This window comes from Myxococcales bacterium, from assembly GCA_016699535.1.
Lineage (GTDB): Bacteria > Myxococcota_A > Polyangia > Polyangiales.
Window position 1 is genome coordinate 57,439 of record CP064980.1, and the last position, 25,154, is coordinate 82,592.

The following is a 25,154-nucleotide window of genomic DNA, read 5'->3' on the forward strand; positions in this document are numbered from 1 at the left end:
CTCACCGCGCGTCTCGCTCGCGAATGGGCGACTCACCGCCCAGGAACGGCACCATCCGCCTGAGCACTCCACCTTTGCGAACCTGCTGGAGCATCACGCCACCCACGTGAAGGAGCACGAGGCCGAGCAGCGCGAACACGAGCGCCTCGTGCGCCTGACGGGACGCGAGCGCTTCCAACGCCGGAGCTTCATTGAGCTGCCCGCGCAGGTAGTCTGGCCACGCGCTTAGCGCTCCGGTGACGAATCCACTCGCGCCGATGGCGAAGGTCACCGCATAGAGGAGCGCGTGAATCACGCCGACCCCTCGGCGGTGAAGCTCGGAGACAGGCAGCGGTGTCACTGCAGGCCCGCGGCGCCGGACGACGAGACGCGCGACGGTGAGCAGCATCAGCGTCGCCCCACCGAGCGTGTGCATCCGCGAGATGAGCAGCCGCCCGCTCGAGTCAGCCGGAAGGTCCGTCATGACGAACCCTGCCGTCGCCAGTCCGACAATGAGTGCCGCCGCGAGCCAGTGGAGCGCGACGCTTGTGTTCGACCAACGCTCACGCATGGCGGCCTCCCTCGAACAAGCGGGGCAAGAGGAGCGCCTGCGCTACCCAGAACCCCGAGCGGAGGGTCATCGCGATCAGCGTCCGCGTCTCATGGGAACCGCCCGAGAGCACGTGAACCCCGAACGCCGCGAAGACGAGCAGCGTCGATATCGCGAGCCCTCGCGCCACCCAGATCTCCACCCGCGACCGAGCAGCGTGGCGAGCCCTCCGGCGACGTAGGCGAACCCGGCGCCAAAGTTGAACATCAAAACGAACGGGACGACGTTCCCGGCCTCTGCTCGCGCGTCGGGCCCACCCCAAAGTACGTTCCCACCCTCGAGCAATGTGGCGACGCCGAATACGACGGCCAGGCCACCGAGGAGCCAGCGCCCAGCAGCGGGGCGCGACCTGGGTCGAGCGACAGTTGCGGTGCTCATGTTGCAGCCCTCCCGTCGCCCCAGTGCTTCAGCGCCAGCACGCCGGTGAGCACGACCGAGGCCGTCATCGCCACGGCGCCGAGCAGCACGAAGATCGGCGAGAGGCCGAGGTACACCTCACCGAGGATCCCGGCGGGCATGAGGAGCCCCGCGAGGCCGAGCCCCGCGGCCGCGTTGCGCGCCCTGTCACTCGCCGCCGCGAGACGCACGAGCACGAACCCCAGCGCGAGGTTGAGCAGCGCGAAGAGGTTCCCGTGTACATGCGCGAGGCGCGCCTCGAAGTGCTTACCCACCGAGTAGCTGGCGACCCAGGCTTCCTTGTCAGGCGCGAAGTCACGCAGGTAGATGAGGAGGAACCCGTAGAGCATGAAGCCCGCCATGACGAGCAGGCCCACGCCGACGTTGTAGCGACCGGTCTTCATTGGTGGTGCTCCTCTCCGCGTCCGAGGTGATGAACGAGCAGCACGAGGTCGGTCCCGGTGTCCGGCTCGACGGAGTGCGGAACGTTCGGCGCAAGGACGACCGCGTGTGTGGGGTCGAGGCGCAGCCGCTCGGCGCCGGCCACCACGGTGCCGCTACCCTGAAGCGCCGTGATCGTCACCGGCACCTCGGAGTGGTGCGTCGGCAGCACGGTGCCGGCCCGAAGCACGATGCTCGCGAGCTTCAATGCGGGCTCGTCGACGAGCACCCGAACTTCGCGCGGCTCGCCCGCGCTCGGCGTGCCGGGGAGCTCGACGACGCGACTTGCTGGTCCGCCAAGCGTGGGTGCGTGGTGCTGCGCCGCGGACTGCGTGGCACAGCCGCCAAGCGACAGCGCAGCGACCGTGACGGTGGAGGAGAGAATCAGACGCATCATGGGGAACTCTTTCTGCTCGACGTGGGAGCGACAGCGGGCGAACGGAGGAGCGCGAGCAGGCTGCCCAGAACTGCGCGCGCTTCGGCATCTCGCTGCCGAGCCTTCGAGGGAGAGAGCGCCAGCATCTGCACCGTACCCATGACGATCGGTGCGAGCGTCTCGGCGGGTAGATCTGAGCGCAGCTCGCCTGCGTCCTGGCCCTCGCGCACGCACTCGAGCACGAACGCGCGTGTCTTCTGCACGCAGGCCGCAAGGCGGGCCGAGCCGCTCTGAGGGAGCGCGAGGAGGAACTGCTCCGAGAGAACGAGCCGCAGGATACCGAGCTGATTGCCCACGGCCGTGCTTCGGGCCTCGATGAAGCGTTCGAGGCGCTCGACGGGGGGAAGCGTCGACGGCGGGTACGTGGACTCGAGAACAGCTTCGACGCGCGTCACGACAGCGTCGAGCAGCGCTTCGAGCGATGCGAAGTGCCTGAAGATCGCACCGGTCGAGAGCCCGACCTGCGCCGCGAGGCTGCGGGTGCTCAAGGCCGCGATGCCCTTCGTCGCGATGATGTGCAGCGCGGCGTCGGTCAGCTCGACCTGTCGATCTTCGGATGTGCGGCGAAGCGCTCCCATGCACACGAGAGTAAGCACTTACTTGCTTCCGCGCAAGCGGGTGCGCGCAAGCACCGGGATCTCCGCCGTATTTTGGTGCGCGCTGGGGGTGCAACAGAAGTGGTTAGGGGATGGGGGAGAGGGATCCCGGAACCGGGCTGCTTTCCCACCCTGGCTTCCACCATCCCCTCACGCCCGACGCTGCCTCCTGTGCTCGCGGATGAACCGCGGGCCGCGAGGAGAGCAGCCATGCGTACCACGTCCACCAACACCACCGACTGCCGTTGCAAGAACTGCCAGGCCCTGCTGGCGAAGCACGACCGCGACGGCCTCAGCATCCGTCGCGGCGACATGCAGACCACGGTGACCGGCGCCGACTTCACCGTCGCCGTCACTTGCTACCGCTGCAAGACGCTCAACGTCCTCGCGTCGCCGCGCAAGCCGACGCCGACGCCCACGTCCGCGCTCCCGAGGGCGACGGCCGCGTAGCTCGCGGCCTGCCCCTCACCTCAAGTCCACCGAGCGCATTGACGCCCTGAATCGGCCACCAAGGAGCGCCTGACGCCCGCCGGAAAGGCGGCGCGTCATGCGCGCAAGCTGGGAGGCTCTGCACGCGGGCCTCGATCGTTCCGTTCGTACTCTTCAGGCAGATCAGGCGTTCCAACAGGCGAAGCAACTGCACCCGGCGCTGGCGGGGTTCGACGAGCCCAAGAAGCTCGTCGCGCACCTCACGAGCAAGGCCGGCGACCTCGACGAGAAGGACCGCATCCTCGGCACCCTCGTCACGCTGGTGCAGCGGCGAGAGCACCACGAGGTCGCGAGCGCGCTCCTCTGGCTCGGGCTCTGGCCGGGGCTCGACGCCGTCTACCGGCGCCGGCTCCGGCACTTCCGCGACCAGCCCGACGAGCTCGTTGCCGAGCTGGCCGAGGCCTTCACCGCGCTGGTCGAGCGCCTCGACCTCACCGCTGTTCACCGCGTGGCCGCGACGTTGGTGCGGAGCACCGAGCGCGACGTGATGGACCACCGCAAGCGCCGGTGGGCCGAGGTGAACCACGGCCTCGAGGGCGAGCCGAACGAGCCGCTCCGCGACCTCGAGGGGGACATCTTCAGCGCGAGCTGGTTCGACAAGGCGTCGCTCCAGCGCTGGGCAGCGTCCGACCACGATCTCCCGAGCCTCTCGTTCGACGAGGACGTCGCGGTCCTGCGCGCGTGGCTCGAGCCGATCGTCGGCGCCGACGCCGAGCTGCTGCTCGCGGTGCTGGTGCTCGACGAGACCCAGCGCGAGGCCGGCGAGCGCCTGGGGCTCACGCACGACGCGGCCCGCAAGCGCTTCCAGCGCGCGCTCGGACGGCTCCGCGAGCACCTCGCGACCTCCCTGTCCCACTCCGGCCGCGAGAGCCGCGTTTGCCCCCCACGCAACCGCTGAACCGCCCGGAGGAGCCCACCGACATGGACCACGCGCAGCCCATCACCAGCCCGACCGACGACGACGACTTCGTGCGTCTGCCGGGCCTCTTCCGCCGCTGGGAGCTCGAACAGGTCGTCGAGCCCGGCACGGACTTCCACCTCGAGGAGGCGGGTAACGCCTCCGACGGAACCCCGCTCTTCGCCGTGTACCGGCGCGAGCGGACGCAGACGAGCAGCACGAGCAGCAGCAACCCCAACCCCAAGAAGGAGCAGTGACCAATGGCACCGAGCATGTGGCAGCAGACCGAAGAGATGGCGAAGAAGCACGACCAGGGCGGAAGCCTCTGGCTCAAGCTCGGGAACGACGGCGACAAGGCGGTCGTCGTGTTCCTCGGCGAGCCTCACCCGCGTGAGGTCTGCTTCGTGGACGGCAAGTACATGCCGTTCGACGAGAAGCTGAAGGCGCAGGGGCTCAAGCCCTCGCTGCGTGTGGCGCTCAGCGTCGCGCTCTACGACTCGAAGGAGGTGAAGGTCCTCGAGCAGGGCGTGATGTTCTTCAAGGACCTCGTCCGCGTCCGCGAGAAGTACGGCCTCGAGAAGTGGGCCTTCGAGATCCAGCGCCACGGCGCCGCCAAGGATCCGAAGACGACCTACTCCATCCTGCCCGAGCACCAGCTCTCGGCCGAGCAGCAGAAGGCGTTCCACGCGCTCCCGCAGCACGACCTCGAGAAGCTCTACGCCCCCGAGAGCGAGGGCGGCAGCAGCGCGCCGCTCGGCAGCTACGACCAGAAGTCCGACGGCACCGTCGACCCGAAGGTGGCGCAGGGCATCGCCACGCAGCTCAAGGCGCTGCCGCGCGAGGCGGTCGATCGCTTCCTCCAGAAGTTCGGCGTGCAGCGCATCAAGGACCTGCCGGCCGCGCAGGTCGAGAAGGCGCGCGCGTTCGTCGAGCAGCTGCAGACCGAGCTGGCCGCGCCCGCCGCGACCGAGACCGAGGTCGATCCGTTCGCCTGAGCGCCCGGCGCGAGGAGCCACCCATGAATGACTACCTCTCCGAGGTCTTCGGGGACGGCGGGCTCTTCGCCTCGCGGTTCCCCGGCTACGAAATGCGCGAGGGCCAGGTGGCGCTCGCCCGCATGGTCGACGAGGCCATGCGCGGCGGGCGCCACGCCCTCGGCGAAGGGCCCTGCGGCACCGGCAAGAGCGTCGGGTACGCGGTGCCCGCCGTCTGGCACGCGCACCACGAGAAGAAGCGCGTCGTCATCGCGACGGCGAACATCGCGCTCCAGGAGCAGCTCGTCCGCAAGGACCTGCCGATGCTCGCGAGCGTGCTGCCGTGGCCGTTCACGTTCGCGCTCTTGAAGGGGCGCAACAACTACGTCTGCCTCGATCGCCTCGCAGAGTCCGAGGCCCGCGGCGAGCTGCGCGGGCTCTTCGACGACGGGCAGCAGCGCCAGCTCGACGACGTGCTCGCGTGGGCCGAGGCGACGAAGACCGGCGACGTCTCCGAGCTGCCGTTCATCCCGGCGCCGCAGGTCTGGTCCCGCTTCGCCGTGGGCTCCGACGAGTGCAAGGGCGACGGCTGCCCGTTCCGCGACGAGTGCTTCTCGGAGCGGGCGAAGGCGGTCGCTCAGGGCGCGGACATCATCGTCACGAACTACCACCTGCTGTTCGCCCATCTCGCGGTGCGCAGGGAGACCGGTCAGGACCTCGTGCTCCCTGCGCACGACCTGCTCATCCTCGACGAGGCGCACGAGGCCGCGGACATCGCCCGCGAGTTCTTCGGCTTCACCGTCTCCGAGCACACGTTCGCTCGGCTCGCGACGGCGGCCGCCGACTTCGGCCACAAGCAGCTCGCCGGGGAGCTGCGCCAGGAAGCGGGGCGGCTCTTCGAGCGGCTCGCCGACTTCGCGCGGTCGCCCCGGTACAAGAAGCGGCTCAAGGCCCCGGGCTTCGCCTCCGACGCGGGCGTCCAGCGCGCGCTGCGCTCGCTCGTGGCGCAAGCCACCGCGCGAGCCGAGGATGAGGCGCGGGACCAGAAGGAGCGCGCGACGGCGCGCAACGTGGCGCGCAACGCGGCGGTCGCCGGGGCGCGGCTCGACGAGGGGCTGCAGCAGACGGACGCCGACAAGGTCTACTGGCTCGACGTCGATCCGAAGGGCCGCGCGAAGCTGCGCGCCAAGCCCATCGACGTGAGCGAGCTGCTCCGCGCCGAGCTGTTCGCCCGCTGCCCTTCGGTGTCGCTCGTGTCGGCGACGCTCACCACCTCGGGCAACTTCGACTTCGTCCGCCGCGAGGCGGGCGTGCCCGAGGGGGCGCTCGAGGTCATCGCCGAGACGCCGTTCGACTTCGAGTCGCAGGCGCTGCTCGTCGTGCCGGAGCGCATGCCCGATCCGCGCGAACCCGGCTTCATCGATTCCGCCGTCGACATCTTCCGGCAGGTGCTCGAGGCCTGCGACGGCCGCACCCTCGGGCTCTTCACGTCGTACCGGAACCTGAACGCCGTCTACGACCGCGTCGTGGGCGGCAAGCACCGCGTCCTGCGCCAGGGTGACCTGCCGCGTGCGGAGCTGACCCGCCTCTTCAAGGAGGACGTCGGCTCGGTGCTGCTCGGCACGGAGAGCTTCTGGACCGGCATCGACGTGCCGGGCGAGGCGCTCACCGGGCTCGTCATCGACAAGCTGCCGTTCCCGCATCCGGACGATCCGGTCATCGATGCCATCTGCGAGCGCGACCCGCGGGCGTTCGACAACTACCTGGTGCCGCTCGCGATCATCGCGCTGCGCCAGGGCGTCGGTCGCCTCATCCGTTGCAAGACCGACGTCGGCGTCGTCGTGATTCTCGACAAGCGCCTCGCCGAGAAGGGCTACGGCAGGAAGTTCCTGAAGAGCCTGCCACCGATGCTCTCCACCCGGCGCCTGGAGAACATCGCCCGCTTCCTCGAGGAGGCCGCCTATGCGCGCGCGAGTTGATTCGGCGCTCACCATCGACGCCCGCGAGGTGCCGCCGAAGGTGGTCGAGCGTCTGTGCCGCACGCTCTCGTTCCCGAACCCGGCGTACCTGGATCGCCTGCGCCTCGGGCTTCACCCCGGCGCCGAGCTCGAGACGGTGTGCTTCGTGGAGCAGCTGGGCGGCGAGCTGCGGCTGCCCCGCGGGGCCATCCATGTGCTGCGCCGAGCCGGAGCGCAGGAGGGGCTCATCGTCGCCTGCGACGACGAGCGCGTGCTGCCGGAGGCGCAGCTCGACCCCCTGCGCGAGCTGCCGCTCCGCGGGTACCAGGAGGCGGCGGTCGACAAGCTCGCGAAGGTCACGCAAGGCACCGTCGTCATCCCGTGCGGCGGCGGGAAGACCCGCGTGGGCATGGGCGCCATCGCGCGGCTCCGCACGCCGACGCTCATCCTCGTCCACACGCTCGACCTCGCGGAGCAGTGGCTCGGCGAGCTGCGCGACAAGCTGGGCGTCGAGGCCGGCCTCATCGGCGACGGCGAGGAGCAGGTCGCGCCCGTCACGGTCGCCGTCATCCAGGCGCTCGTTCGCTGGGAGCCGACGAAGCTCGACGCGTTCCTCCGCGGGTTCGGGCTGCTCATCCTCGACGAGGCCCATCACGTCGCGGCCAGCACCTTCCACTCCGTGGTCGACCGCTGCCCGGCGCGCTACCGCCTCGGGCTCACCGCGACCCCCGAGCGCGAGGACGGACTCACCGCGCTGCTCGACCTCTTCCTCGGGGCGCCGCTCGTCGTCGTCACGCACGAGGAGTTGGTCGCTGCGGGCGTGCTGACGGTGCCCGAGATCCGCAGCGTCGAGACCGACTTCACGTACCCGTACACCGGCGCCGAGGACTACGCGCCGATGCTCGCCGCCGTCGCGTCCGACGGCGCGCGCAACCGGCTCATCGTCGACGCCGTCACCCGCGAGGCTCGGGCCGGCCACGTCTGCCTCGTGCTCTCGGGGCGCATCGACCACTGCGAGCGGCTCGCCGAGGGCATCGCCGCAGGCGGCGTGTCGGCGGCGGTGCTCACCGGCGAGGTGAAGCGCGAGCGCCGCAAGGTGCTCCTCGACGAGGCCCGCGCCGGCAAGCTGTCCGTCCTCGTCGCCACGAGCCTCGCGGACGAGGGGCTCGACCTGCCGCGCCTGTCGCGCGTGTTCCTGGCGTACCCGGGCCGGGCACGCGGGCGCACCGTGCAGCGCCTCGGGCGCCTGATGCGGCCGCACGCCGACAAGCAGGACGCGGCGCTGTTCGACTTCGTCGATCGCAAGGTGCCCATCCTGCGTCGCCACCACCTCGAGCGCCGGAAGCTCTACGCCGAGGTGCTCGGGGTTCCGGCCTCGAAGCTCGGCACGCGCAAGGCGGCCGGGGGCGCGCACGCATGAGCGGCCCGGCTCCGAACCCCGAGGTCATTCGCTCCACCTGGCGCTGGCTCGCCCACGGCGCGCACGGCGTCTCCGAGGTCCGCGTCATCCGCCCAGCCGGCGGCATCGTCGGCATCGGCTTCTTCGACGACGAGGAGGCCTTCGTCCGCGAGTGCGTTCGCACCAACGCGGCGGGCAATGTCTACGTCGGCATCCAGCCGCGGCCGAGGCGTCTGTTCGAGCTGGCGCCCAACGTCGTCCGGCCGCTCAAGAGCGGCGCCGGCCGCAAGGACGTCGAGGTCGTCACCGCCACGGTCATCGACCTCGACCCCGTGCGCCCGAAGGACACCGCCAGCACCGACGCCGAGCTCGGGCTGGCGATGGCAGCCGCCGAGGCGGCGTCGGCCTGGTGCGAGTCCGAGGGGCTCTCGCGGCCCCGGCTCATGATGAGCGGCAACGGGGCGCAGCTCTGGTTCGCGCTGCCGCCGACGCCGCTCGAGGGCGAGCGACGCGAGCGCCTGCAAGCGGGCCTCAAGAGCTTCGAGGCCACGGTGCGCGAGCGCGTCCAGACCGACGCCGTGCACGTGGACTCCATCCACGACGTCGCCCGCATCATCAAGGTCATCGGCACCGTGAGCCACAAGGGCGACGGCCAGGGCGACCGACCGCACCGGGTCAGCGCGGCGCTCTCGGGCTTCGACCGCCTCGAGGACGCGCGCCTCCTGGCTCGCCTCGACGAGGAGCCCAAGCCGGAGCTGCCGCTGACGCCGGCGCCGCGCGTGTCGCTGCCGGTGCTCGGCTAGGCACCCGCGCCGGGGACGGCGAAGGCGAACCGCACGCCGGAGGGCGAGTACGACTGGGAACACCCGGTCGAGATGTGCGGCCCGGTGCAGCGGCTCTGGGAGCAAGGCGGCGAGGACCGCAGCCTCGCCATCTTCAACATGGTGCGCTTCTTCGCGCACAAGGGGCTCGCACTCGACGAGCTCACGGACCTCGTGATCGAGTACGACCGCCGCGGACTCGGCAAGCTCAAGGGCCGCGACGGCCCGGCATACATCCGCAAGGCCCACGAGAAGGTGCTGGCGACAGCGCGCGAGGACGGCTCCATCGCGCCGCCGTGTCACTCGCTGCAGAAGCTCAACTACTGCCGCGTGAACCGCGAGCCCGGCGCGCGCTGCGACCTCTACGACTTCGTCTTCGACATCGAGAAGGCCATCGAGGCGGTGCCCGGCGATGTGCCCGCGCGCGAGCTGGAGTACCGGCTCAAGCCCATTCTCGACGCCATCGCGCACCGCGACCCTTCGGTGCAGAGCAAGTACCTGGGGCTCGTCGAGAAGCGCTTCGGCCTCAAGGCGAAGGACCTGCGCAAGGCTGTCGCCCGCGTAGCGACGGCGCCGCCGAAGGACGACGACGAGCGCGGCGAGGCCGAGAGCACCGACGACGCCATCGAGGGAGAGATCTACGAGGACACCTGCTTCTACTACTGCGTGACCGCGCGCGGGGAGTCGAAGGTCGTCTCGTCGTTCACCATCAACCCGACGATGCGCGTGGTCACCGAGGACGGCGAGCTGATCCTCGGCGAGGCGCACACCGACAAGGGCACGACGGTGCCCTCGCTGCGGCTGCCGCTGACGTCGTTCCACTCGAAGCGCGACCTGATTCGCCAGCTGCCCTCGGCCGACCTGCAATGGACGGGCAGCGACAACAACGTCCAGGGGCTGCTGCGCGTGCTCGCGCGCCGCCCGGTGCCACGTCGCCCCGGCTCGAACATGCTCGGCGACTACAACAAGGGCGAGCACCACGTCTGGCTCGGTCCGGACTGCGCCATCAGCAAGGACGGGTTCCTCTCGCCGTCGCCGGTCATCTACGTCCCGAGCGGCGCCTCGCTCGACAAGCGCGTCTCGTACACGCCGACCGACGACGACACGTTCCTCGAGATCGCGAGCACGGTGTTCCGCTACCTGCCGCAGGTGAACACGCCCGAGGTCATCCTGCCCATCCTCGGCTGGTTCTTCGCGACGCCGATGAAGGCGAGCTTCATGAAGGCGGTCGGCTCGTTCCCGACGCTCTTCGTCTGGGGCACGCAGGGCTCGGGCAAGTCGAGCCTGTGCATCGACATCATGTGGCCGCTGTTCGGCGTGCGCGACGCCGAGCCCTACAGTGCGACCGAGACGGAGTTCGCGCTCCTGAAGCTCCTCACCTCGACGCGCTCGGTGCCGGTCTTCATCGACGAGTACAAGCCCTACGACATGCAGCGGCAGCGGCTCAATACGCTGCACCGCTACCTGCGGCGGCTCTACCGGGGCGAGACGGAGGAGCGCGGGCGACCCGACCTCAAGGTGAACACCTACCACCTCCAAGCGCCGGTCTGCGTCGCCGGCGAGACGCGCCCGACCGAGGCTGCGCTGCTCGAGCGCATCCTCACCTCGAACCCCGAGAAGACGACGCTCAGGGAGAAGAGCGGCTACCGCGAGGCGCACCGGGAGCTGCGCTCCGTCGACCTCGTGCTCTTCGCGCCGAGGTACATCCAGTTCTGCCTGGGCCGCGACTTCGCCGCCGACCTCGAGGTCGCGCACGGCGTCTGCGAGGCGCTGCTGGGCGAGCGGAAGGTGCCCATCCGCATCGTGGAGAACCTCACCGCGATGCTGCTCGGCGTGCACCTCTTCGAGGAGTTCGCGAAGACCTGCGGCTGCGAGCTGCCCGACGAGCTCGGCGCCCGCGCCGCCGTGGATGCGATCCTCGAGGACGTGCTCGAGACGGACCACGGCGTGAAGAACGCCCTCGACCACTTCCTCGAGATGCTCGGCGTGATGGCGGTGCAGGGGCACCTCAAGCACCGCATCCACTACGTGTTCGACAACGGGCGTCTCGCCCTGCACCTCGAGAGCGCCTACGACGCCTTCCGCGCGCACTGCAAGCGCATCGACTACGAGGGCGAGGTCGTCGACCTCAAGGCCCTGCGCCGCCTGATCATGGAGAACAAGAAGCAGGGCGGCTTCGTTGTCGAGGAGAGCGAGCGCGTCGTGTTCGACGGCCGCGACGGCCGCCGCCGTGCGGTGCTCGTGGACCTCACGAAGACGAAGGTCGTGACCGCCGACGACTTCCCGCAGCCCGACGACTCCGACCGCGGCGGCTTCCGCGACAACTTCAAGTCGCGCTACGGGTGGAACGACGCGTCGTAGCCGGCGTCTTCACCGCCTCGGCGTCGCCGGGGACTCCGAGGCGCCGGCAGTCCCGCAGGAGGGTGGCCGCGTTCTGCAGGCCCTCCTCCTGCTTCTTCGTCGGCTTCGTCTTGGTGCCGTCCTTTTTCACCGTCGTGGTTGTGGCGACGAACTCGAGGCGCGCGAGCGACTCGTCGAACTCGATGTTCTCGGGCGGGACGCCGAGGCGGATGAGCCCCTCGCCACGCTGTACGCGGAGCAGTGCCTTGCGCTCATCCTCGCTCAGGCCCGGCAGGTCGTACTTCGAGAGGTCCACTCGCAGGTCGTTCAAGGCCGGGTCCTTGTCGCTTCCGTCGCGAAGCCGCGACTTGTCGAGCCAGCCGTCGTCCTTGCCGTTCTTACGGGCCGCGGCGAGCAGCAGCAGGCGCAAGAACTTCAGGTCGCTCTTTCGGCAGCCGCCGAAGTCGTGGCCGTTGATCTCCACCACGTGCCGGTCTCCCGGCCGCGTCGCGAAGCGCACCTTCACGTAGTCGAGATCCATCGTCTGGTCGGCGATCACGCGTGTGCGGTAGTCGGGCGTCAGTTCCTCCAGCGCTCGGACCAGTCCGAGGTCGCCGCGTGCCTCGTCGAGCAGCTCGAGCGGCGCGATCTTCTCGCTGGCGGCGAACGGCACGCGGGGGTTCCTCGCGACGAGCACGATGAGCGCGTCGTGGCCGAGCTGCGCGCGGAGTCCGCGACAGAGCTGCTCGAACCCGCGCGTCGCCGAACGGAGCCACACCACGGGCACCGACAGACCGCGACGACGCAACAGCCCCACGCCGACGAACGGCGGCGGCACCGCGACGGTGAGAGGCTCCAGTCCGTTGCGGGCAGCGAGCGCGGTGAACACGTCCTTCGCTCGGCAGCGCAGCCCCTCGACCTCGGTGCGCGCGACCCAGGTCCAGCCCGGCCAGCACGCGGGGTCGTTCGGGCAGGCCACCCCGACGAGCCGATCCTTCTTCCGCGTGTCGTAGTCGAAGTTAGGCGTGCAGCCGTGCTCGCAGCCGGCGGGCTCGTACCCGTCGTCCTTGCCGTACTCGAGGATGCGCTCCCGGACCATGAGCGCCGGCTCGGCGCCGGCGGCCAGGACCTCGTCGTAGCTCACCCGCGCGTCGTCACTGCGCCGCAGCTTCGAGAACAGCAGCGCCCACGGCTTCACGTCGTCCGCTCGCATCGATGCCCCACTCCTTCAGGTAGCGACGGATGACGCGGTCGCGCTCCGTGTCGTTCAGGTTCGAGCTGTTCGGGTTGAACAGGCTCACGGTGCGGTACTTCGTCCGGCCCTTGCCCTCGAAGCGAAACTGCAGCCGCACGCCGTCGATGGCGTCGACGCCGAGATCCACGCCGTGCTCGGCGAGCACCATGCGCACGCCCTCGACCGAGAGGCCGGGCTTCATCTCGATGGTCACGCGCTTCACGTCGCGGTGCCCGGGCTTCGCCACGACGCGCACGAGCGAGACCTCCTCGATCTTGTCGAAGCCGCGCGTCGGGAAGTCGAAGTCCGAGTCGCGCAGCGGGTCGAAGCAGAACTTCGGGCTCTTCGTCGCGTCCTCGAAGTACTCGGCGTCGCCGACGAAGATCTCCGCGAAGAGGTCGCGCAGCTTCTCGCGCTCCGTCGTGCGCGGCGCCTTCACCAGCAGCGTCGAGGTCTCGAAGTGGAAGACCGCGGCGAGCCGGATGACGGGGCGCTGCCAGTCCGGCTCGACGACTCCCTTGTCGTTGAAGCGATCGAAGGGCGCGACCTCGTCCTCGTGGAAGACGAACAGCGCGAACTTCTCGTCGTTGGCGAAGTCCTCGATCTGGCAGCGAGCGCCGAAGGCCGTGTCGCGGAAGTGGCTCGCCATGGCCAGCTTCATCCGAGCCTTCGCCTCGGGCGTCGGCTTCAGCGTGACGGGGTAGCGACCGTGGAACTCCTTGAGGTGCTCCATCATGTCGACCGCGTAGGTCTGGTGGGCGTCGGCGAAGCGCTTCTCGTCGGCGACGAACAGGCGCACCGCCAGGTCCTGCGCCGACCACGCGCGACTCTCGTCGATCAGCTTGGCGCTGCCGTTGGTCCACACCACGAGCGCGAGCTGCTCGAGGTAGGGGCGCGCGTGCGTCGCGCACATGTCGTTGACCGGCAGGAGCGCGGACTCGATGCGCTCGCGGTCATCCTCGGGCAGCGCCTTCCACGCGCGATAGACCTGCTCGCCGGGCGGGCCGTCGCCGTCGAGCGTGAGGTCCACGTCCGCCCACTCCTGCAGGATCTTCAGGGCGTCAGGGGTGAGGTGGCGGAAGAAGGACTTCGGGTTCCATTCGCGATTGGCCATGTGCTCTCCGTGGAGACTGTTGCCTAAACAGGGGACATCGAGGGCAAGCGAAACCGCTCTCCTGGCATCAGAGAAGGCTCCGCTGGGGGTTGGACGCGTCGGTGACCAGCTTCAGGGCGACGAGACGGATCTGCATCGCCTGGTTCGACACGTTCGAGAAGCTGCCGCGCTCGATGACCTCGGCGGCAAGAGACCTCAGCTCGGGCACCAGCTCGCCGGCCTTGCGACGCGCCTCGAGGCGATCGATGGCCAGGGGGTCGCCGGTCACCAGGCGCGCCGCGGCGCGGACATCGGTCGCCGGCATGAGCAGGTACGCGGCGAAGCGGTCGGCCTGGATCTCGGCCGAGTCTCGCTGCCCGTCGCGGCAGACGATCGCCGGCCCGGGCTTCGCGTTCGGCTCCCGCGCGAACAGCGGGACCGTGACCTTCTCCATCTCGATGATCGGCCGGTGCAGCACCCAGTGCCCGGTCTCGTGGGCGAGCGTGAAGGAGAAGCGCCCCTCGTTCCCTTCGAGCGAGGAGTCGATCATCACGTGCCCGTCGTCGAGCCACGTCGCCCCGAGCACGTCGTTCTTGCCGAGGCGGGTTCGAAGGTCGCCGATGCTGAGCGACAGCCCGAGGAGGCCCTCGACGATGTCGTCGACCGGGATGGGCGGCCGAGGCGGCGCGCCCTTCCACTTGGCGTACTTGCGCAGCAGCTCGGTGGCTGCGCTCTCCAGCTGGCGATCGGCCAGGAACGGGACCTTCAGCTCCATTACCGCTTCCCCTTCTTCTGCGCCTCAAGCAGCTTCATGAGGTCGTCGCCGGAGTAGTTCTGCTCCTTCGCCGACCGAAGGAACGCGGGCATGCCCGGATCACCCTTGATGACCTTCTCCACATCCTCCGGCACGCGGCCGGCGAGCTGCATCAGCTCGTCGAAGTCGTCGTTCAACAACGTCGCCAGCTTCTGGATCACGTCCTCGGCGGGCGGGGTCTTCTCGTCCATGGTCTCGATGCGCGATAGGTAAGTGGGGGAGATGCCGACCTTCGTGGCGGTCTCCCGGAGCCCGAGCTTCTGCTCGGCCCTCTTGCGGCGAATGCGTTCTCCAAGCCGTTCCTTCACGTCGTCCTCTCTGAACGCCCCGCGAGCAGCAGGGCGGCGATGTAGTGTCCCCTAAATACTAAACATCGTGGTCGAGATCAAGGGGCAACATGCCCGCCCGGCCGCGTCCCATCGCGAACTCCGCGCCCGCGTTTCACCCCCATGAACACGGGAACCGCGAGACCGCCGGCCATCGAGCTGGAGCCGCCCAAGATCGCCGAGGAGCGCCTGGCCGATCTCCGACGTCGACGGGCCGAGGCCGCCGACGTCCTGGCCGAGACCCTCCTCGACATCTGGCTGCGGGAACGCCGTGCCCGCCGCGAGGCAGGGCTGCGCGAGCCCCGCGAAGGAGGTCGAAGTGCCTGATCTCCCTCTGGTTCTCGCCTTGTCTTCCACCGGGGAAGAAGCCGTCATGCCCACCCGCGGGCATGGCGCCCGCGCCGAAGGAGGCACGATGTCAAAGACCACTGCACGAGCCCGAGCCAACGCGCGCGAGCTCGGCGACGTCCCCACGCAGCTCGCCGCGCTCGAGAAGATGAACGTCGGCCAGCTCGCCGAGAAGTACCGCGAGCTGTACGGCGAGCCGACCCGGACGAGGAACAAGGACTACCTGCGCAAGCGCCTCTCCTGGCGCGTCCAGGAGCTGGCCGAGGGCGGGCTCCCGGCGAGCGCCCTCGAGCGCATCGCCCAGCTCGGCGACGACGTGCCCGAGCGCTGGCGCATGCGGCAGTCGGCGCAGGAGAAGGACGCTGGCCCGGTGCAGGCGCTCGAGCCTCGCGATCCACGCATCCCTTCGGTGGGCGCCGTCCTGCGCCGCGTCTTCAACGGCGTCGCGCACGAGGTCACCATCTGCGCCGAGGGCTTCGACTACGCGGGCGAGCGCTTCAAGACGCTCTCGGCCATTGCGAAGCACATCACGGGCACGCCCTGGAACGGCTTCCTCTTCTTCGGCCTGAAGAAGCGCGTCGAGACGACGAGCGAGGAGAGCGCGGCATGAGCGACATCCCTTTCTACCGGACGCAGATGGGGCACCGCTTCTACGAGGCCACGGCGCCGTCCATCGCGCGCGAGCTGGCTCGCCTCAACGACAACCTCGAGCGGCTCCTCGCCGTCGTCGAGCGCGACACGAAGGCCGACGAGGAGCCGCCGACCGACGCGAAGCCCGAGGAGCCGCGATGACGAAGCGCACGCCAACCCCGGCGCCCGGGAGCGAGACCAAGCGGTGCGCCATCTACACGCGCAAGTCGACGACGATGGGGCTCGAGCAGGAGTTCAACTCGCTCGATGCCCAGCGCGAGTCGGGCCTCGCGTACATCCAGCGGCAGACCGGCTGGAAGGTCGTCGACGAGCGCTACGACGACGGCGGCTTCACTGGCGCCAACACCGACCGGCCGGCGTTCACGCGACTGCTTGCCGACGTCGAGGCCGGGAAGATCGACGTCATCGTCGTCTACAAGGTCGACCGCCTGAGTCGCTCGCTGCTCGACTTCGCCAAGATGATGGAGCGCTTCACGGCGGCGGGCGTGTCGTTCGTGTCCGTCACGCAGAACTTCTCGACGGCCGACGCGATGGGTCGGCTCACGCTCAACATGTTGATGAGCTTCGCCGAGTTTGAGAGGTCCATGATCTCCGAGCGCACGCGCGACAAGATCGCCGCCTCGCGCCGCAAGGGGAAGTGGACGGGTGGCCCGGTGCCCTTCGGCTACTCGGTGAAGGACAAGAAGCTCCTCGTGAACGAGGTCGAGGCGCAGATTGTCCGCGAGGCCTTCACGCTCTTCCTTCAGCACCGGCAGATGGCGATGGTCGCGCGCACGCTGACGGAGCGCGGGCTGCTGCCGCGGGGCTCGAGTCGCCCGCCGGAGGAAGGGCTGCGCTGGTCGAAGGACGCCATCGCGCGCGTGCTCCGGAACCCGCTCTACGCGGGCTTCATGATGTACGGCGACGAGCTGCACCCGGGCGAGCATCCGCGGCTGATCGACGAGTCCACCTTCCGCCACGCCGAGCGCATCCTCGCGGGCACCGGGCGCGAGCTGCGCTTCACCGGCACGAACCCCGACTACGTGCTGCGAGGGCTGCTCCGCTGCGGGCTCTGCCGCGAGGCGATGTGTCCGGGCTCGACGACGAAGAACGGGAAGGTCTATCGGTTCTACCGATGTTCGAAGCGCGACAAGCACGGCAAGGAGGCGTGCCGCGCACGCGCGCTGCCGGCGGGTGCGCTCGAGGACTTCGTCGCGCAGCGCATCACCACAGCGACGGCTGACGGCACGCTTGCCGTGCACGTGAAGGCCGCGCTCGACGCGCGCATCGACGGCAAGCGGAAGGCGATCGAGAAGATCCGCGCTGACCTCCCGGGCAGGGTGGCGGCCGCGTCGGTGAACGCGTCGAAGTACACCGAGGAGCTGGGCAAGTTCGAGGGCCGGGCGCGCGAGCTCGTCGAGGCGAAGCTCCGCGTCGAGACCGACCGGCTCGTGGCCGCCGAGCGCCAGCTCGCGGAGACGGAGCGCGACCGCCTCGACCTCGAGGTCGCCGACGCCGAGGCGAAGTGGATCGCTGACGCGCTGCGTGACTTTGCACGCATCTGGACCGCGATGACGCCCGAGAACCAGGGGCGCCTCCTACGCGCGCTCGTCGCCGCCGTCCGCGTGAAGGAAGAGAGCGGCGTCGTCGAGGTCGAGCTGGTGAACTTCGCCGCCGACCCGGGCGCCAAGGAGGCCGCATGACCCTCGAGCCCGCGACGGCGCCAACGACGGAGACGCCGAGCGACCGCCACATCCTGACGGGCACGCTGTTCCGCAGGCGCAGCTCGCGCGTGACGCTCGCCGAGACGCCGCCGCCCCCGAAGCCCGAGCCCGTTCGCCGGCCCGCCAAGGTGGCCCGGATGCTCGCCCTCGCGCACCACCTGCAGGGCGCCATCGACCGCGGCCTCGTGGCCGACCGGGCCGCCGTGGCGCGCAAGCTGGGGCTCACGCGCGCGCGGGTGACGCAGCTGCTGGACCTGCTGCTTCTGGCGCCCGATCTCCAGCTCGCGGTCCTGGCCCTCGAAGCGGTCGACGGCGCCGAGCCCATGAGCGAGCGCGCCCTGCGCGCCGTGGCGCACGCCGGGAGCTGGGTGGAGCAGCGGGTGGCCTTCAGCGTTCAGGCCGTGGCGACTGCCCGGGCCAGTTCCACGTAACGGCAGATCGCGTTCGCGAGCTGCATCTGCCTTGGGCTCTTGCATTCGGGCTCGAACAGGCGCGGGCTCGCGACAAGAATGCACGCGCAGCGCGCACGCGAGGTGGCGACGTTCAGGCGGTTGAGGCTGTAGAGGAACTCCATCCCGCGTGGCGCGTCCTCGGGTGTTGAGGTCGCCATCGAGTAGATGACGACGGGAGCCTCCTGGCCCTGGAACTTGTCGACGGTGCCCACGCGAACCCCGCGCCGGTCGAGCCGTTCGGAGAGCAGGGCGACCTGAGAGTTGTAGGGCGCGACGATCAGGATGTCGTTGGCCGTCATCGCGTGCATCGCTCCGTCGCTATCGATCCACCCCGCGTCGGGACGAAGCAGGCCCGCAACGATCCGGTCGATCACGTCGACCTCTTCGCTCGACGAGTTCTGGTTCCCTTCGTGCGCGACGGCGGCAACCCAGAGTCCGGATCCTTCGAACGGTGCTGTTCCAACGAGCACCTGCTGCTCGAGCCCGGCCCTCGCGTGGAGCCGTCCCTCGTAGAACACTTCCGAGGTGAACGCGCAGATGCTCGGCGCCAGCCGCCAGGTCTCCGGCAGGAAGATCCCACGATCGGCCGGGATGGTCTTGTGACCCCGCAGGATGTGTTCCAGCGCCGAGGCGTCGGCGCCCTCGGGGTGGGTGCCCTGCTGGGGCTGTTCGAGCTGCTGCGGATCGCCGAGCAGCACGACACTCCGCGCGGCCTGCGAGGCGGCGAGAACATTCGCGAGCGACATCTGACCCGCCTCGTCCACGAAGAGGACGTCGATCACGCCCAGCGACGCCGGGCGCGCCCAGAGCCACTGGGTCCCGCCGACCACGTGAGCCCGGCCGTCGCCGAGTCGGGCGATGACCTCGTCGTTGTTAGTGCACTCCTCCATGCTCGATGGTGGGTCGCTCTTGGTGGTGACCTTGTGAACGCAGTTGACCTGAACCCGGAGCCTGCCGGCAGCTACTGCGACGTCGTCGAGCAGTTTGCGAATGACCTTGTGGCTGACCGCAGTGACCCCGACGCGGGCGCCTCGTTGAACGAGCTCGCAGATCATCTGGGCACCAGTGAACGTCTTCCCGGCACCCGGAGGCCCCTGGATGGCGAGGACCGTATCGTCGAGATCTGCCGCGATGCGAACCGCGAATTGGATAGCGGTCTCGGCCGTTCCGATCTCAAAGGTCCCGGCTCGAAGTCGAGGGGGCCGACCAAGGAGGATCTCGCGCGCAGCGCGGTACTGAGTCCCGCCGGAAACACCGTGCTGAACCACGTCCTCGGCGATGCGCAGAAGCGCCTCGGCAAGCACGTCGGTATTCACGGCCGAGTGCGCGAACACGGCGGGGGGATGCACGTCAGCCTGTGCGCCGCGCTTCTTCACGTCCACCGTGCGAGTCACACGATCGATGGCATCGACGCCCCCGAAGGCCGTTCCGTCGGGTAGATGCAGTTCATCGCCTTTGCAAACGTCGGTCTCCTGGCGCGGGTAGTCGTAGCGATCGATCGGACTCTTCTTCGTCCCGCCGACGCGGGCAACAAAGTGCAGGCCGGAGAGCGCCGCCTTCTCGGCGAACAGCTCGTCCTCGGACAGATCGCGCAACCGGAAGAACTCCCACCAGGGCGCCTTGGCTTCGCGCCGATGCCAGTCGAGAAGATGCGCGAGCAACCACCGCCCCTGTTGATCATCATTCCGCTCGGCGCGATCCGCAGGAACGTCGTCCGTGAGCGCCGCCACGAGCGCTTGCACCCGGCGGGCACGATCGTCGAGCTTCTCCGGCGCCGCGCCATCCGTGGGTACCGGACGCGGGACCGGCGTCCCTGCGGCTTCGAGAGAAGCACGAAGCTGTTCTAGCCAGTCGCGCAGGCGCAGAGCCGAGACGCAATCGTCGCGGTTGTAGCCTTCGACCGCGGCCCTCACCTCGTCGGTGATCGCGTCCGCGGCGCCGAGCTCGAGCGCGCGTTCGATCACGCGCAGGTTCGTTCTCGCATCAGCGAGGGCAACGGTACGAGTGAAGCCGTAGAAGGGCTCGAGGTCCTTGATCGAATACCTCTCCAGGCTCGCGCGCAGCGAGTGCTTCACGACGGCGTACAGGTCCACGAACAACTCGGCGCGGAGCATGCGATCGATCTCGGTCTCGCGGGTCGCATGCCGGCCCATCAACCGCTTGAACGCCGAGGGCTCGTAGGGAGCGTAGTGGTAGACGTGCATCGTGGGGTTCACCGCCCAAGAACCGAGGATCTCGTCCACGACCGCCTCGAACGCCGCGCGCTCCTCGCTGTCCGAGCAGGCCCAGAACGCGCGCGCCGAGGTGGTGCCATCGGGCGCGACGGTTACCAGGCCGAAGAGGTACTCGCGCCCGCCGTCCCGCGCGAACGGATCGCCTTCGAGGTCGAGGAAGACATCACCGGGCGACGGGGGCGGCAGCCGAGCGAGTCCCTGGTCCGGCGTGATGGGGAGCAACTCGTGAACCGGGACGCCCTGGGTCCGACCCGCGAGCTGAAGCCGAGCTTGCTCGCGCACGCGGACGTACGTCTCGACGGCACCCCGTCGAGGCGTGAACTGCAGAGGCAAGGGGAGCGTGCCGAGCTGCGCGAGCGTGGTGACGCCCGCGGCCTGCAGCTCTCGGCTCTGGAGCCGCGCGATGCCGGCGACGAGCGATAGATGATCGTCGGCGCGACGCCGCTTGTCGCAGACACTCCACCACCGGCACACGTCGCAGTGCTCCACGGGCTCGGGGTAGTTCGCGGCCGCGATCGCATCGGGCTCCTGCTGCGCGGTCACCTCGAGGCGGGCGCGGATGAACCGGAAGTAGGCCGAGAAGTCCTGGACCCGGAAGGTTTGAACGGGCGCATCCGGATCCGGCGTGACGACGTGGAAGGTCTCGGGGATCGCGTCCTGAACGAGGCCCAGCATCTCGGGGTAGAGCGCGAGCTGGAGGACGGTGCCGCCTCGGGTCTCCTTGGCGAGCTTCGTGTCGACGACCTGATACGACCATTCGCCGAGCCCGCTCGTGGTCTCGACCCGTCGAAGCACGTCGGGCCGGCCGAACCAACGGCCATTCCGGAGCGCGGGCTGAAGGATGACGTTCGCGCCCGCGCGCATGGCGTCCAACGTGCGGGCCACCGCATCGTCGCCGCCTTGCTCGGCGAGGTCGACCACGACCAGCCCTTCGGCGCGAAGGGCGTCCGCGTAGCCCCGCTCGTGGTCGAGCCCGCGTTGCTGGAGGACGAGCATGACCGGGTCGACCCAGGTGGGCGCCTCGCGCTGGCCGTGCGCCACCGCCAGATCCAGGGCGGTCCGGTGCCGGCAGCCCAGGAACTGGGACAGGTCCGACGCGGACAGCTCGATCGTGGTGCCGGAAGAACGCACCGAAGCATCTTGCCACGGCGGACGGCGGGGGCCGAGCTCACGCTGCAGGACGGCACGAACCGCACCAAGCAGGCCGGCCTGGCGCTCGAAGCAGTCGACGGCGAGCGGGCCCTGCGTGCTGTGGCGCACGCCGGGAGCTGGGTGGAGCAGCGGGGGTCGTGGAGAACCGGTGCGCATCCGCCGGCAGCCTGATGTCACTGCGCACTTGACCAGATAGCGTTCGATGGAATACGTTCCCGTTCGGTGGAGTCTCGTTCCACCTAGCGGAGCGCACACCACGCCAATGGTCGAAGAAGTCCTCACCATCAAGGACATCGCGGAAATCCTGAAGCTTGCCGAGAAGACCGTCTACTCGATGGCGAGCAGCGGGGAGCTTCCGGCCTTCAAAATCCGAGGGCAGTGGCGCGTTCGGCGGGCGGATTTCGAACGCTGGATGACGGACAAGGCAAGCAATCGGGCGAAGTCCGACGAGGATGGGGTCTGATGCTGGCAGGAGAACATCTGTTCAGGTTCTCGGCATGCGATGGTAGCGTCGCGCGTCAGGAGGTATTCCAATGACGCGACGCATTACGGCAGCAGCCACGCTAGAGCCGTCGGGACTCGAGGCGGTCTTCGACGCAGCCTTCGCAACCGAACTCGCGCTGCGCGAGAAACAGATTCAGCAGAACTATCGACCAGTTATCGGAATCCACAAGTGGTTCGCCCGGCGCCCCGGTACCGTCTTCCGGTCGCTGCTGCTCGCTGAGTTCGCTGCAGAGCCGCTGCGCGACTCATTCTGGAAAGCACATCAGCTCTCCGGGGTGATTGGCGATCCCTTCATGGGCGGCGGCACCCCGGTCTACGAAGCCAACCGCCTGGGCTTCCACGTTGTCGGGTGCGACATCAATCCGATGGCGCACTGGATTGTGCGGCAGAGCTTGGCCCCGCTCGACATCGTCGCGTTCGCAGCCGATGCAGCAAGCGTCGTTGACGATGTCGCGGCAGATGTCGGCTCTCTCTACAAGACCAAGTGCGATGGCTGCGGAAGTGCTGCGAACGTCAAGTACTTCCTCTGGGTGAAGACAGCGCGTTGCCCTCACTGCGACGAAATGAACGACCTGTTTCCCGGCTACCGACTCGCAGAGGCCGAGCGTCATCCCCGCCATGTTCTCGCGTGCAGCGGATGCGGCGCGCTCAACGAGTACGAGACCCCGCCGACACGTGAAGCGCCGGGCAAGTGCACGGACTGCGGGCACGCGGTTCACATGGAAGGGAACGTTTCGCGCAAGAAGCTCGAGTGCCGCGCATGCAATAAGGCATTTTCCGTTGGGACCTTCGCGCAGGCGCCGGAACACCGGATGTGGGCTCTCGAGTACCACTGCGAGCGCTGCTACAAGGGGACGCCGGGGCGACAGTTCAAGCGACCGGATCGACAGGACCTCGCGAGAGTGAAGGACGCGGAACGTCGCCTTTCTCGCGAGGGCGCAAACCTTCCGATTCCTGACGACGAGATTCCGGCTGGTGATGAAAGCGACCGGCTTCATCGCTGGGGCTACCGGCGCTACCGCGAGATGTTCGGCACCAGGCAGCTCCTGGGCCTTGGGATTCTGCTCAAGCGCATTCGGTGCGTACGTGACGTCTCCGTTCGGCACGCGTTGCTGACCGTGTTCTCCGACACGTTGCGGTACCAGAACATGTTGTGCCGATACGATACCTACGCCCTCAAGTGCCAGGACATCTTCAGCGTCCACGGGTTCCCGGTCGGACTCGTTCAGTGTGAGAACAACCTGCTCGGTATCGCAGGGATCGGCTCCGGCTCGTTCCGTCACTTCGTCGAGAAGTACGTGCGCGCGAAGCAGTACTGTCGTGCGCCCTTCGAGACGCGCCACTCTGGAAAGAAGAAGGAAATTGTCCCCATCGCTGGAGAGACAATCGAGGCGTCGATGGTGGCGCACCTCCCGGACAGCAGGACCGTAAAGCAGGCGCTCCTTGTGAACGCGCCGTCTCAGAACGCTCCACTTCAGGCGAACTCACTCGATGGCGTCTTCACCGACCCACCGTACTTCGACAACGTCCAATACGCGGAGTTGATCGACTTCTGCTTCGCGTGGCTTCGGCAGGCTCTCCTCGACGAGGAGGAGTCATTCGTGAAGAAGAGCACGCGCTCCTCGGACGAACTCACAGGGAACGAGACCCTGGGCCGGGGAATCGATCACTTCGCGGCTGGCATCTCGGAGGTGTTCCAGCACTTCGCGAAGGCGCTGAAGCCGGGCGGACCATTCGTTTTCACGTATCACCACAACGATCCGACGGCGTATCTGCCCCTCGTGCTCGCCATCCTCGACGCGAACCTCGACTGCACCGCGACACTTCCGGCGGCTGCAGAGATGACAGCCTCTCTCCACATCGCGGGCACCGGCTCGTCGATCCTCGACTCCGTCTTCGTCTGCCGCAAACCGCTGGCGGCGCGACGCGCGAAGGCACGGCAAGTCGAGATGCCGTTGGATGTCAGCAATGAGTGCCGAGCAGCACTCGCCGCCGACGCAGCGGCGATGCGAAGCGGTGGCGTCAAGATCACCGTTGGCGACCTTCGCTGTTTGATCGCTGGCCATGTGGCTCGCATCGCGATTCGCACGCTGCGGCCTGCTTGGAACCGCGAAGCGCCCTTGCCTGAGCGGCTGCGGACGGCCCGCCAGTGCCTCGAGCAGATCACCCTCATGGCGGACGTCTCTTCGACGGTGGAGGTCGTGGCGTCTGGCGGCTCACACGCGCGCACCGCCAGTTCGTCACAACGGGAAGCCCGGCCATGACCCATCCCTTCGAACTCACTGCTGTCCAGCTTCAAGATCGCCTCGACGAGATGGTCGAGATGACCTTCGGGGACCTTCAGTCTCAGTTTCTGACTCTCCCTCGGGGCGCGGGGTTCATCGACTACGGTGACTTCCAGACCGCGTATGAAGTGCTGAAGAGCGAGACGCAGGCGTTCGCCACATTCACTGAGGACTCCGTGTGGAAGGCGCTTCGCCATGACGCGCTCACACTGGTAGTTCTCCGGACGATTCTCGGTTTCTCGCCGCCCGAGTGGGCGGACCTGGCAAGGTCCGAGCGCGAGAGTGACATTTCCCAGAACGCGGCGCGGACGCTCGATACGAAGGTGCGGAAGAACCGGAAGATGTTCGACCGTGGCGGCAACGGCGACGGCGCCACGATGACTAGAACACGCGCCTTGGTGTCCGTCGCAATCGAGTACATCACTCGAGGAGCGCCGGCAGCCGCACAGGACACCGTGCACCGGCTCGCCAAGGTCGATACAACGGCTGGACTGTCGTCGGTCCAGCACGCGGCGAACTTCCATGTGCCGTACGCGGTGCTTCTATACGAGCGATACTTGGGACGTCCCTTCGCAAGCCACCGCGACGCCGTTTCCGAGCTGGTCGGTGACGTGATGGAGAGCGCGATCGAGGAGCAGCTCGCGCGTCGTCGCATCACGTTCAGGAAGACCAAGCGCGCCGAACGCGTCGAGGGCTTCGAGCAGGCGCCCGACTTCTTCGTGCCGACTGAGTTCTCGCCGACGATCATTATCGAGGCGAAGATCACGGGTGACGACGGGACGGCGCGCGACAAGGTCTCGCGAATCCTTCGACTGGCCGCCATGCGTGACGAGCGCCAGCGTGAGGGCCGGCCGACCTTCGAGGTCGTCGCCTGCATCGACGGACGCGGGTTCGGTGTTCGGCGTCAAGACATGCGCGACATGCTCAAGGCAACTCGGGGCAAGGTGTTCACGCTGGCTTCGTTGGATCGGCTTGTCGAGAACACGCGCCTGAAGGAGTTCCTGCCAAAGGAAGCATGACG

23 protein-coding genes and 1 pseudogene are annotated in these 25,154 nt (G+C 68.5%); 15 read left to right on the plus strand and 9 right to left on the minus strand.

Features of this window, described 5'->3' with window-relative positions:
* Position 1: 1 nt before the first annotated feature.
* From IPJ88_00360 to IPJ88_00375, 4 genes are all read right to left on the minus strand, one after another.
* Positions 2–550: a cytochrome b/b6 domain-containing protein gene (locus IPJ88_00360; protein ID QQR90245.1), complete on the minus strand. Its 549-nt coding sequence runs from the start codon at positions 548–550 to the stop codon at positions 2–4.
* Between the two features lie 413 nt (positions 551–963).
* Positions 964–1,389: a hypothetical protein gene (locus IPJ88_00365; GenBank protein QQR90246.1), complete on the minus strand. Its 426-nt coding sequence runs from the start codon at positions 1,387–1,389 to the stop codon at positions 964–966.
* Positions 1,386–1,823: a hypothetical protein gene (locus tag IPJ88_00370; GenBank protein QQR90247.1), complete on the minus strand. Its 438-nt coding sequence runs from the start codon at positions 1,821–1,823 to the stop codon at positions 1,386–1,388. Before IPJ88_00370 ends, IPJ88_00365 begins: the two co-directional genes overlap by 4 nt.
* Complete coding sequence (locus tag IPJ88_00375) at positions 1,820–2,440, minus strand: TetR/AcrR family transcriptional regulator (GenBank protein ID QQR90248.1); 621 nt, start codon at positions 2,438–2,440, stop codon at positions 1,820–1,822. The genes IPJ88_00370 and IPJ88_00375 overlap by 4 nt, the downstream gene beginning before the upstream one ends.
* Before the next feature lie 228 nt (positions 2,441–2,668).
* On the opposite strand from IPJ88_00375, the gene IPJ88_00380 reads away from it, so the two are divergent.
* The 7 genes and pseudogenes from IPJ88_00380 to IPJ88_00410 all read left to right on the plus strand — a co-directional run bounded on the left by IPJ88_00380 (position 2,669) and on the right by IPJ88_00410 (position 11,358).
* Positions 2,669–2,908: a hypothetical protein gene (locus IPJ88_00380; GenBank protein ID QQR90249.1), complete on the plus strand. Its 240-nt coding sequence runs from the start codon at positions 2,669–2,671 to the stop codon at positions 2,906–2,908.
* 97 nt (positions 2,909–3,005) lie between these two features.
* The gene (locus tag IPJ88_00385; protein ID QQR90250.1) at positions 3,006–3,845 is read left to right on the plus strand and encodes a sigma-70 family RNA polymerase sigma factor; all 840 of its coding nucleotides are present in this window, start codon (positions 3,006–3,008) and stop codon (positions 3,843–3,845) included.
* Between the two features lie 23 nt (positions 3,846–3,868).
* Positions 3,869–4,102, plus strand: a complete 234-nt coding sequence (locus IPJ88_00390) for a hypothetical protein (protein ID QQR90251.1) — start codon at positions 3,869–3,871, stop codon at positions 4,100–4,102.
* Positions 4,103–4,105: 3 nt separating this feature from the next.
* The gene (locus IPJ88_00395) at positions 4,106–4,840 is read left to right on the plus strand and encodes a hypothetical protein (GenBank protein ID QQR90252.1); all 735 of its coding nucleotides are present in this window, start codon (positions 4,106–4,108) and stop codon (positions 4,838–4,840) included.
* A gap of 23 nt (positions 4,841–4,863) precedes the next feature.
* Positions 4,864–6,798 (plus strand): ATP-dependent DNA helicase, encoded by a 1,935-nt coding sequence (locus IPJ88_00400; GenBank protein QQR90253.1) that lies wholly within the window; start codon positions 4,864–4,866, stop codon positions 6,796–6,798.
* Positions 6,782–8,197 (plus strand): DEAD/DEAH box helicase, encoded by a 1,416-nt coding sequence (locus IPJ88_00405; protein ID QQR90254.1) that lies wholly within the window; start codon positions 6,782–6,784, stop codon positions 8,195–8,197. Before IPJ88_00400 ends, IPJ88_00405 begins: the two co-directional genes overlap by 17 nt.
* Positions 8,194–11,358: pseudogene (locus IPJ88_00410) on the plus strand (hypothetical protein). Before IPJ88_00405 ends, IPJ88_00410 begins: the two are co-directional and overlap by 4 nt.
* On the opposite strand, the gene IPJ88_00415 reads toward IPJ88_00410, so the two are convergent.
* The 4 genes from IPJ88_00415 to IPJ88_00430 all read right to left on the minus strand — a co-directional run bounded on the left by IPJ88_00415 (position 11,324) and on the right by IPJ88_00430 (position 14,786).
* On the minus strand, positions 11,324–12,550 hold the full coding sequence (locus tag IPJ88_00415; protein ID QQR90255.1) for a hypothetical protein: 1,227 nt from the start codon (positions 12,548–12,550) through the stop codon (positions 11,324–11,326). The pseudogene IPJ88_00410 and the gene IPJ88_00415 sit on opposite strands and share 35 nt — an antisense overlap.
* The gene (locus tag IPJ88_00420; GenBank protein QQR90256.1) at positions 12,492–13,685 is read right to left on the minus strand and encodes a hypothetical protein; all 1,194 of its coding nucleotides are present in this window, start codon (positions 13,683–13,685) and stop codon (positions 12,492–12,494) included. Before IPJ88_00420 ends, IPJ88_00415 begins: the two co-directional genes overlap by 59 nt.
* 67 nt (positions 13,686–13,752) lie before the next feature.
* Positions 13,753–14,439, minus strand: a complete 687-nt coding sequence (locus IPJ88_00425; GenBank protein QQR90257.1) for an ImmA/IrrE family metallo-endopeptidase — start codon at positions 14,437–14,439, stop codon at positions 13,753–13,755.
* Positions 14,439–14,786 carry a helix-turn-helix transcriptional regulator gene (locus tag IPJ88_00430; protein QQR90258.1) on the minus strand — a complete coding sequence of 116 codons (348 nt, stop codon included), beginning with the start codon at positions 14,784–14,786 and terminating at the stop codon, positions 14,439–14,441. Before IPJ88_00430 ends, IPJ88_00425 begins: the two co-directional genes overlap by 1 nt.
* A gap of 141 nt (positions 14,787–14,927) precedes the next feature.
* On the opposite strand from IPJ88_00430, the gene IPJ88_00435 reads away from it, so the two are divergent.
* The 5 genes from IPJ88_00435 (at position 14,928) to IPJ88_00455 (ending at position 17,937) form a co-directional block, all read left to right on the plus strand.
* Positions 14,928–15,131 (plus strand): hypothetical protein, encoded by a 204-nt coding sequence (locus IPJ88_00435; protein QQR90259.1) that lies wholly within the window; start codon positions 14,928–14,930, stop codon positions 15,129–15,131.
* An 88-nt stretch (positions 15,132–15,219) separates the two neighbouring features.
* Positions 15,220–15,762 carry a DUF2924 domain-containing protein gene (locus tag IPJ88_00440; protein ID QQR90260.1) on the plus strand — a complete coding sequence of 181 codons (543 nt, stop codon included), beginning with the start codon at positions 15,220–15,222 and terminating at the stop codon, positions 15,760–15,762.
* Positions 15,759–15,944, plus strand: a complete 186-nt coding sequence (locus IPJ88_00445; protein ID QQR90261.1) for a hypothetical protein — start codon at positions 15,759–15,761, stop codon at positions 15,942–15,944. The genes IPJ88_00440 and IPJ88_00445 overlap by 4 nt, the downstream gene beginning before the upstream one ends.
* Complete coding sequence (locus tag IPJ88_00450) at positions 15,941–17,485, plus strand: recombinase family protein (GenBank protein ID QQR90262.1); 1,545 nt, start codon at positions 15,941–15,943, stop codon at positions 17,483–17,485. Before IPJ88_00445 ends, IPJ88_00450 begins: the two co-directional genes overlap by 4 nt.
* 158 nt (positions 17,486–17,643) lie before the next feature.
* The gene (locus IPJ88_00455) at positions 17,644–17,937 is read left to right on the plus strand and encodes a hypothetical protein (protein ID QQR91924.1); all 294 of its coding nucleotides are present in this window, start codon (positions 17,644–17,646) and stop codon (positions 17,935–17,937) included.
* On the opposite strand, the gene IPJ88_00460 is transcribed toward IPJ88_00455, so the two are convergent.
* Positions 17,901–21,500: a TM0106 family RecB-like putative nuclease gene (locus tag IPJ88_00460; GenBank protein QQR90263.1), complete on the minus strand. Its 3,600-nt coding sequence runs from the start codon at positions 21,498–21,500 to the stop codon at positions 17,901–17,903. The two genes, IPJ88_00455 and IPJ88_00460, sit on opposite strands and share 37 nt — an antisense overlap.
* 106 nt (positions 21,501–21,606) lie before the next feature.
* On the opposite strand from IPJ88_00460, the gene IPJ88_00465 reads away from it, so the two are divergent.
* The 3 genes from IPJ88_00465 (at position 21,607) to IPJ88_00475 (ending at position 25,152) form a co-directional block, all read left to right on the plus strand.
* A complete protein-coding gene (locus tag IPJ88_00465; protein QQR90264.1) occupies positions 21,607–21,807 on the plus strand; it encodes a helix-turn-helix domain-containing protein in 201 nt (66 codons plus the stop codon).
* 70 nt (positions 21,808–21,877) lie between these two features.
* Entirely contained in the window at positions 21,878–24,112 is a 2,235-nt protein-coding gene (locus IPJ88_00470) for a DNA methylase (GenBank protein QQR90265.1), read from the plus strand.
* Positions 24,109–25,152, plus strand: coding sequence for a hypothetical protein (locus IPJ88_00475; protein QQR90266.1), 1,044 nt, complete (start codon positions 24,109–24,111; stop codon positions 25,150–25,152). The genes IPJ88_00470 and IPJ88_00475 overlap by 4 nt, the downstream gene beginning before the upstream one ends.
* The last annotated feature ends 2 nt before the right edge of the window (positions 25,153–25,154 follow it).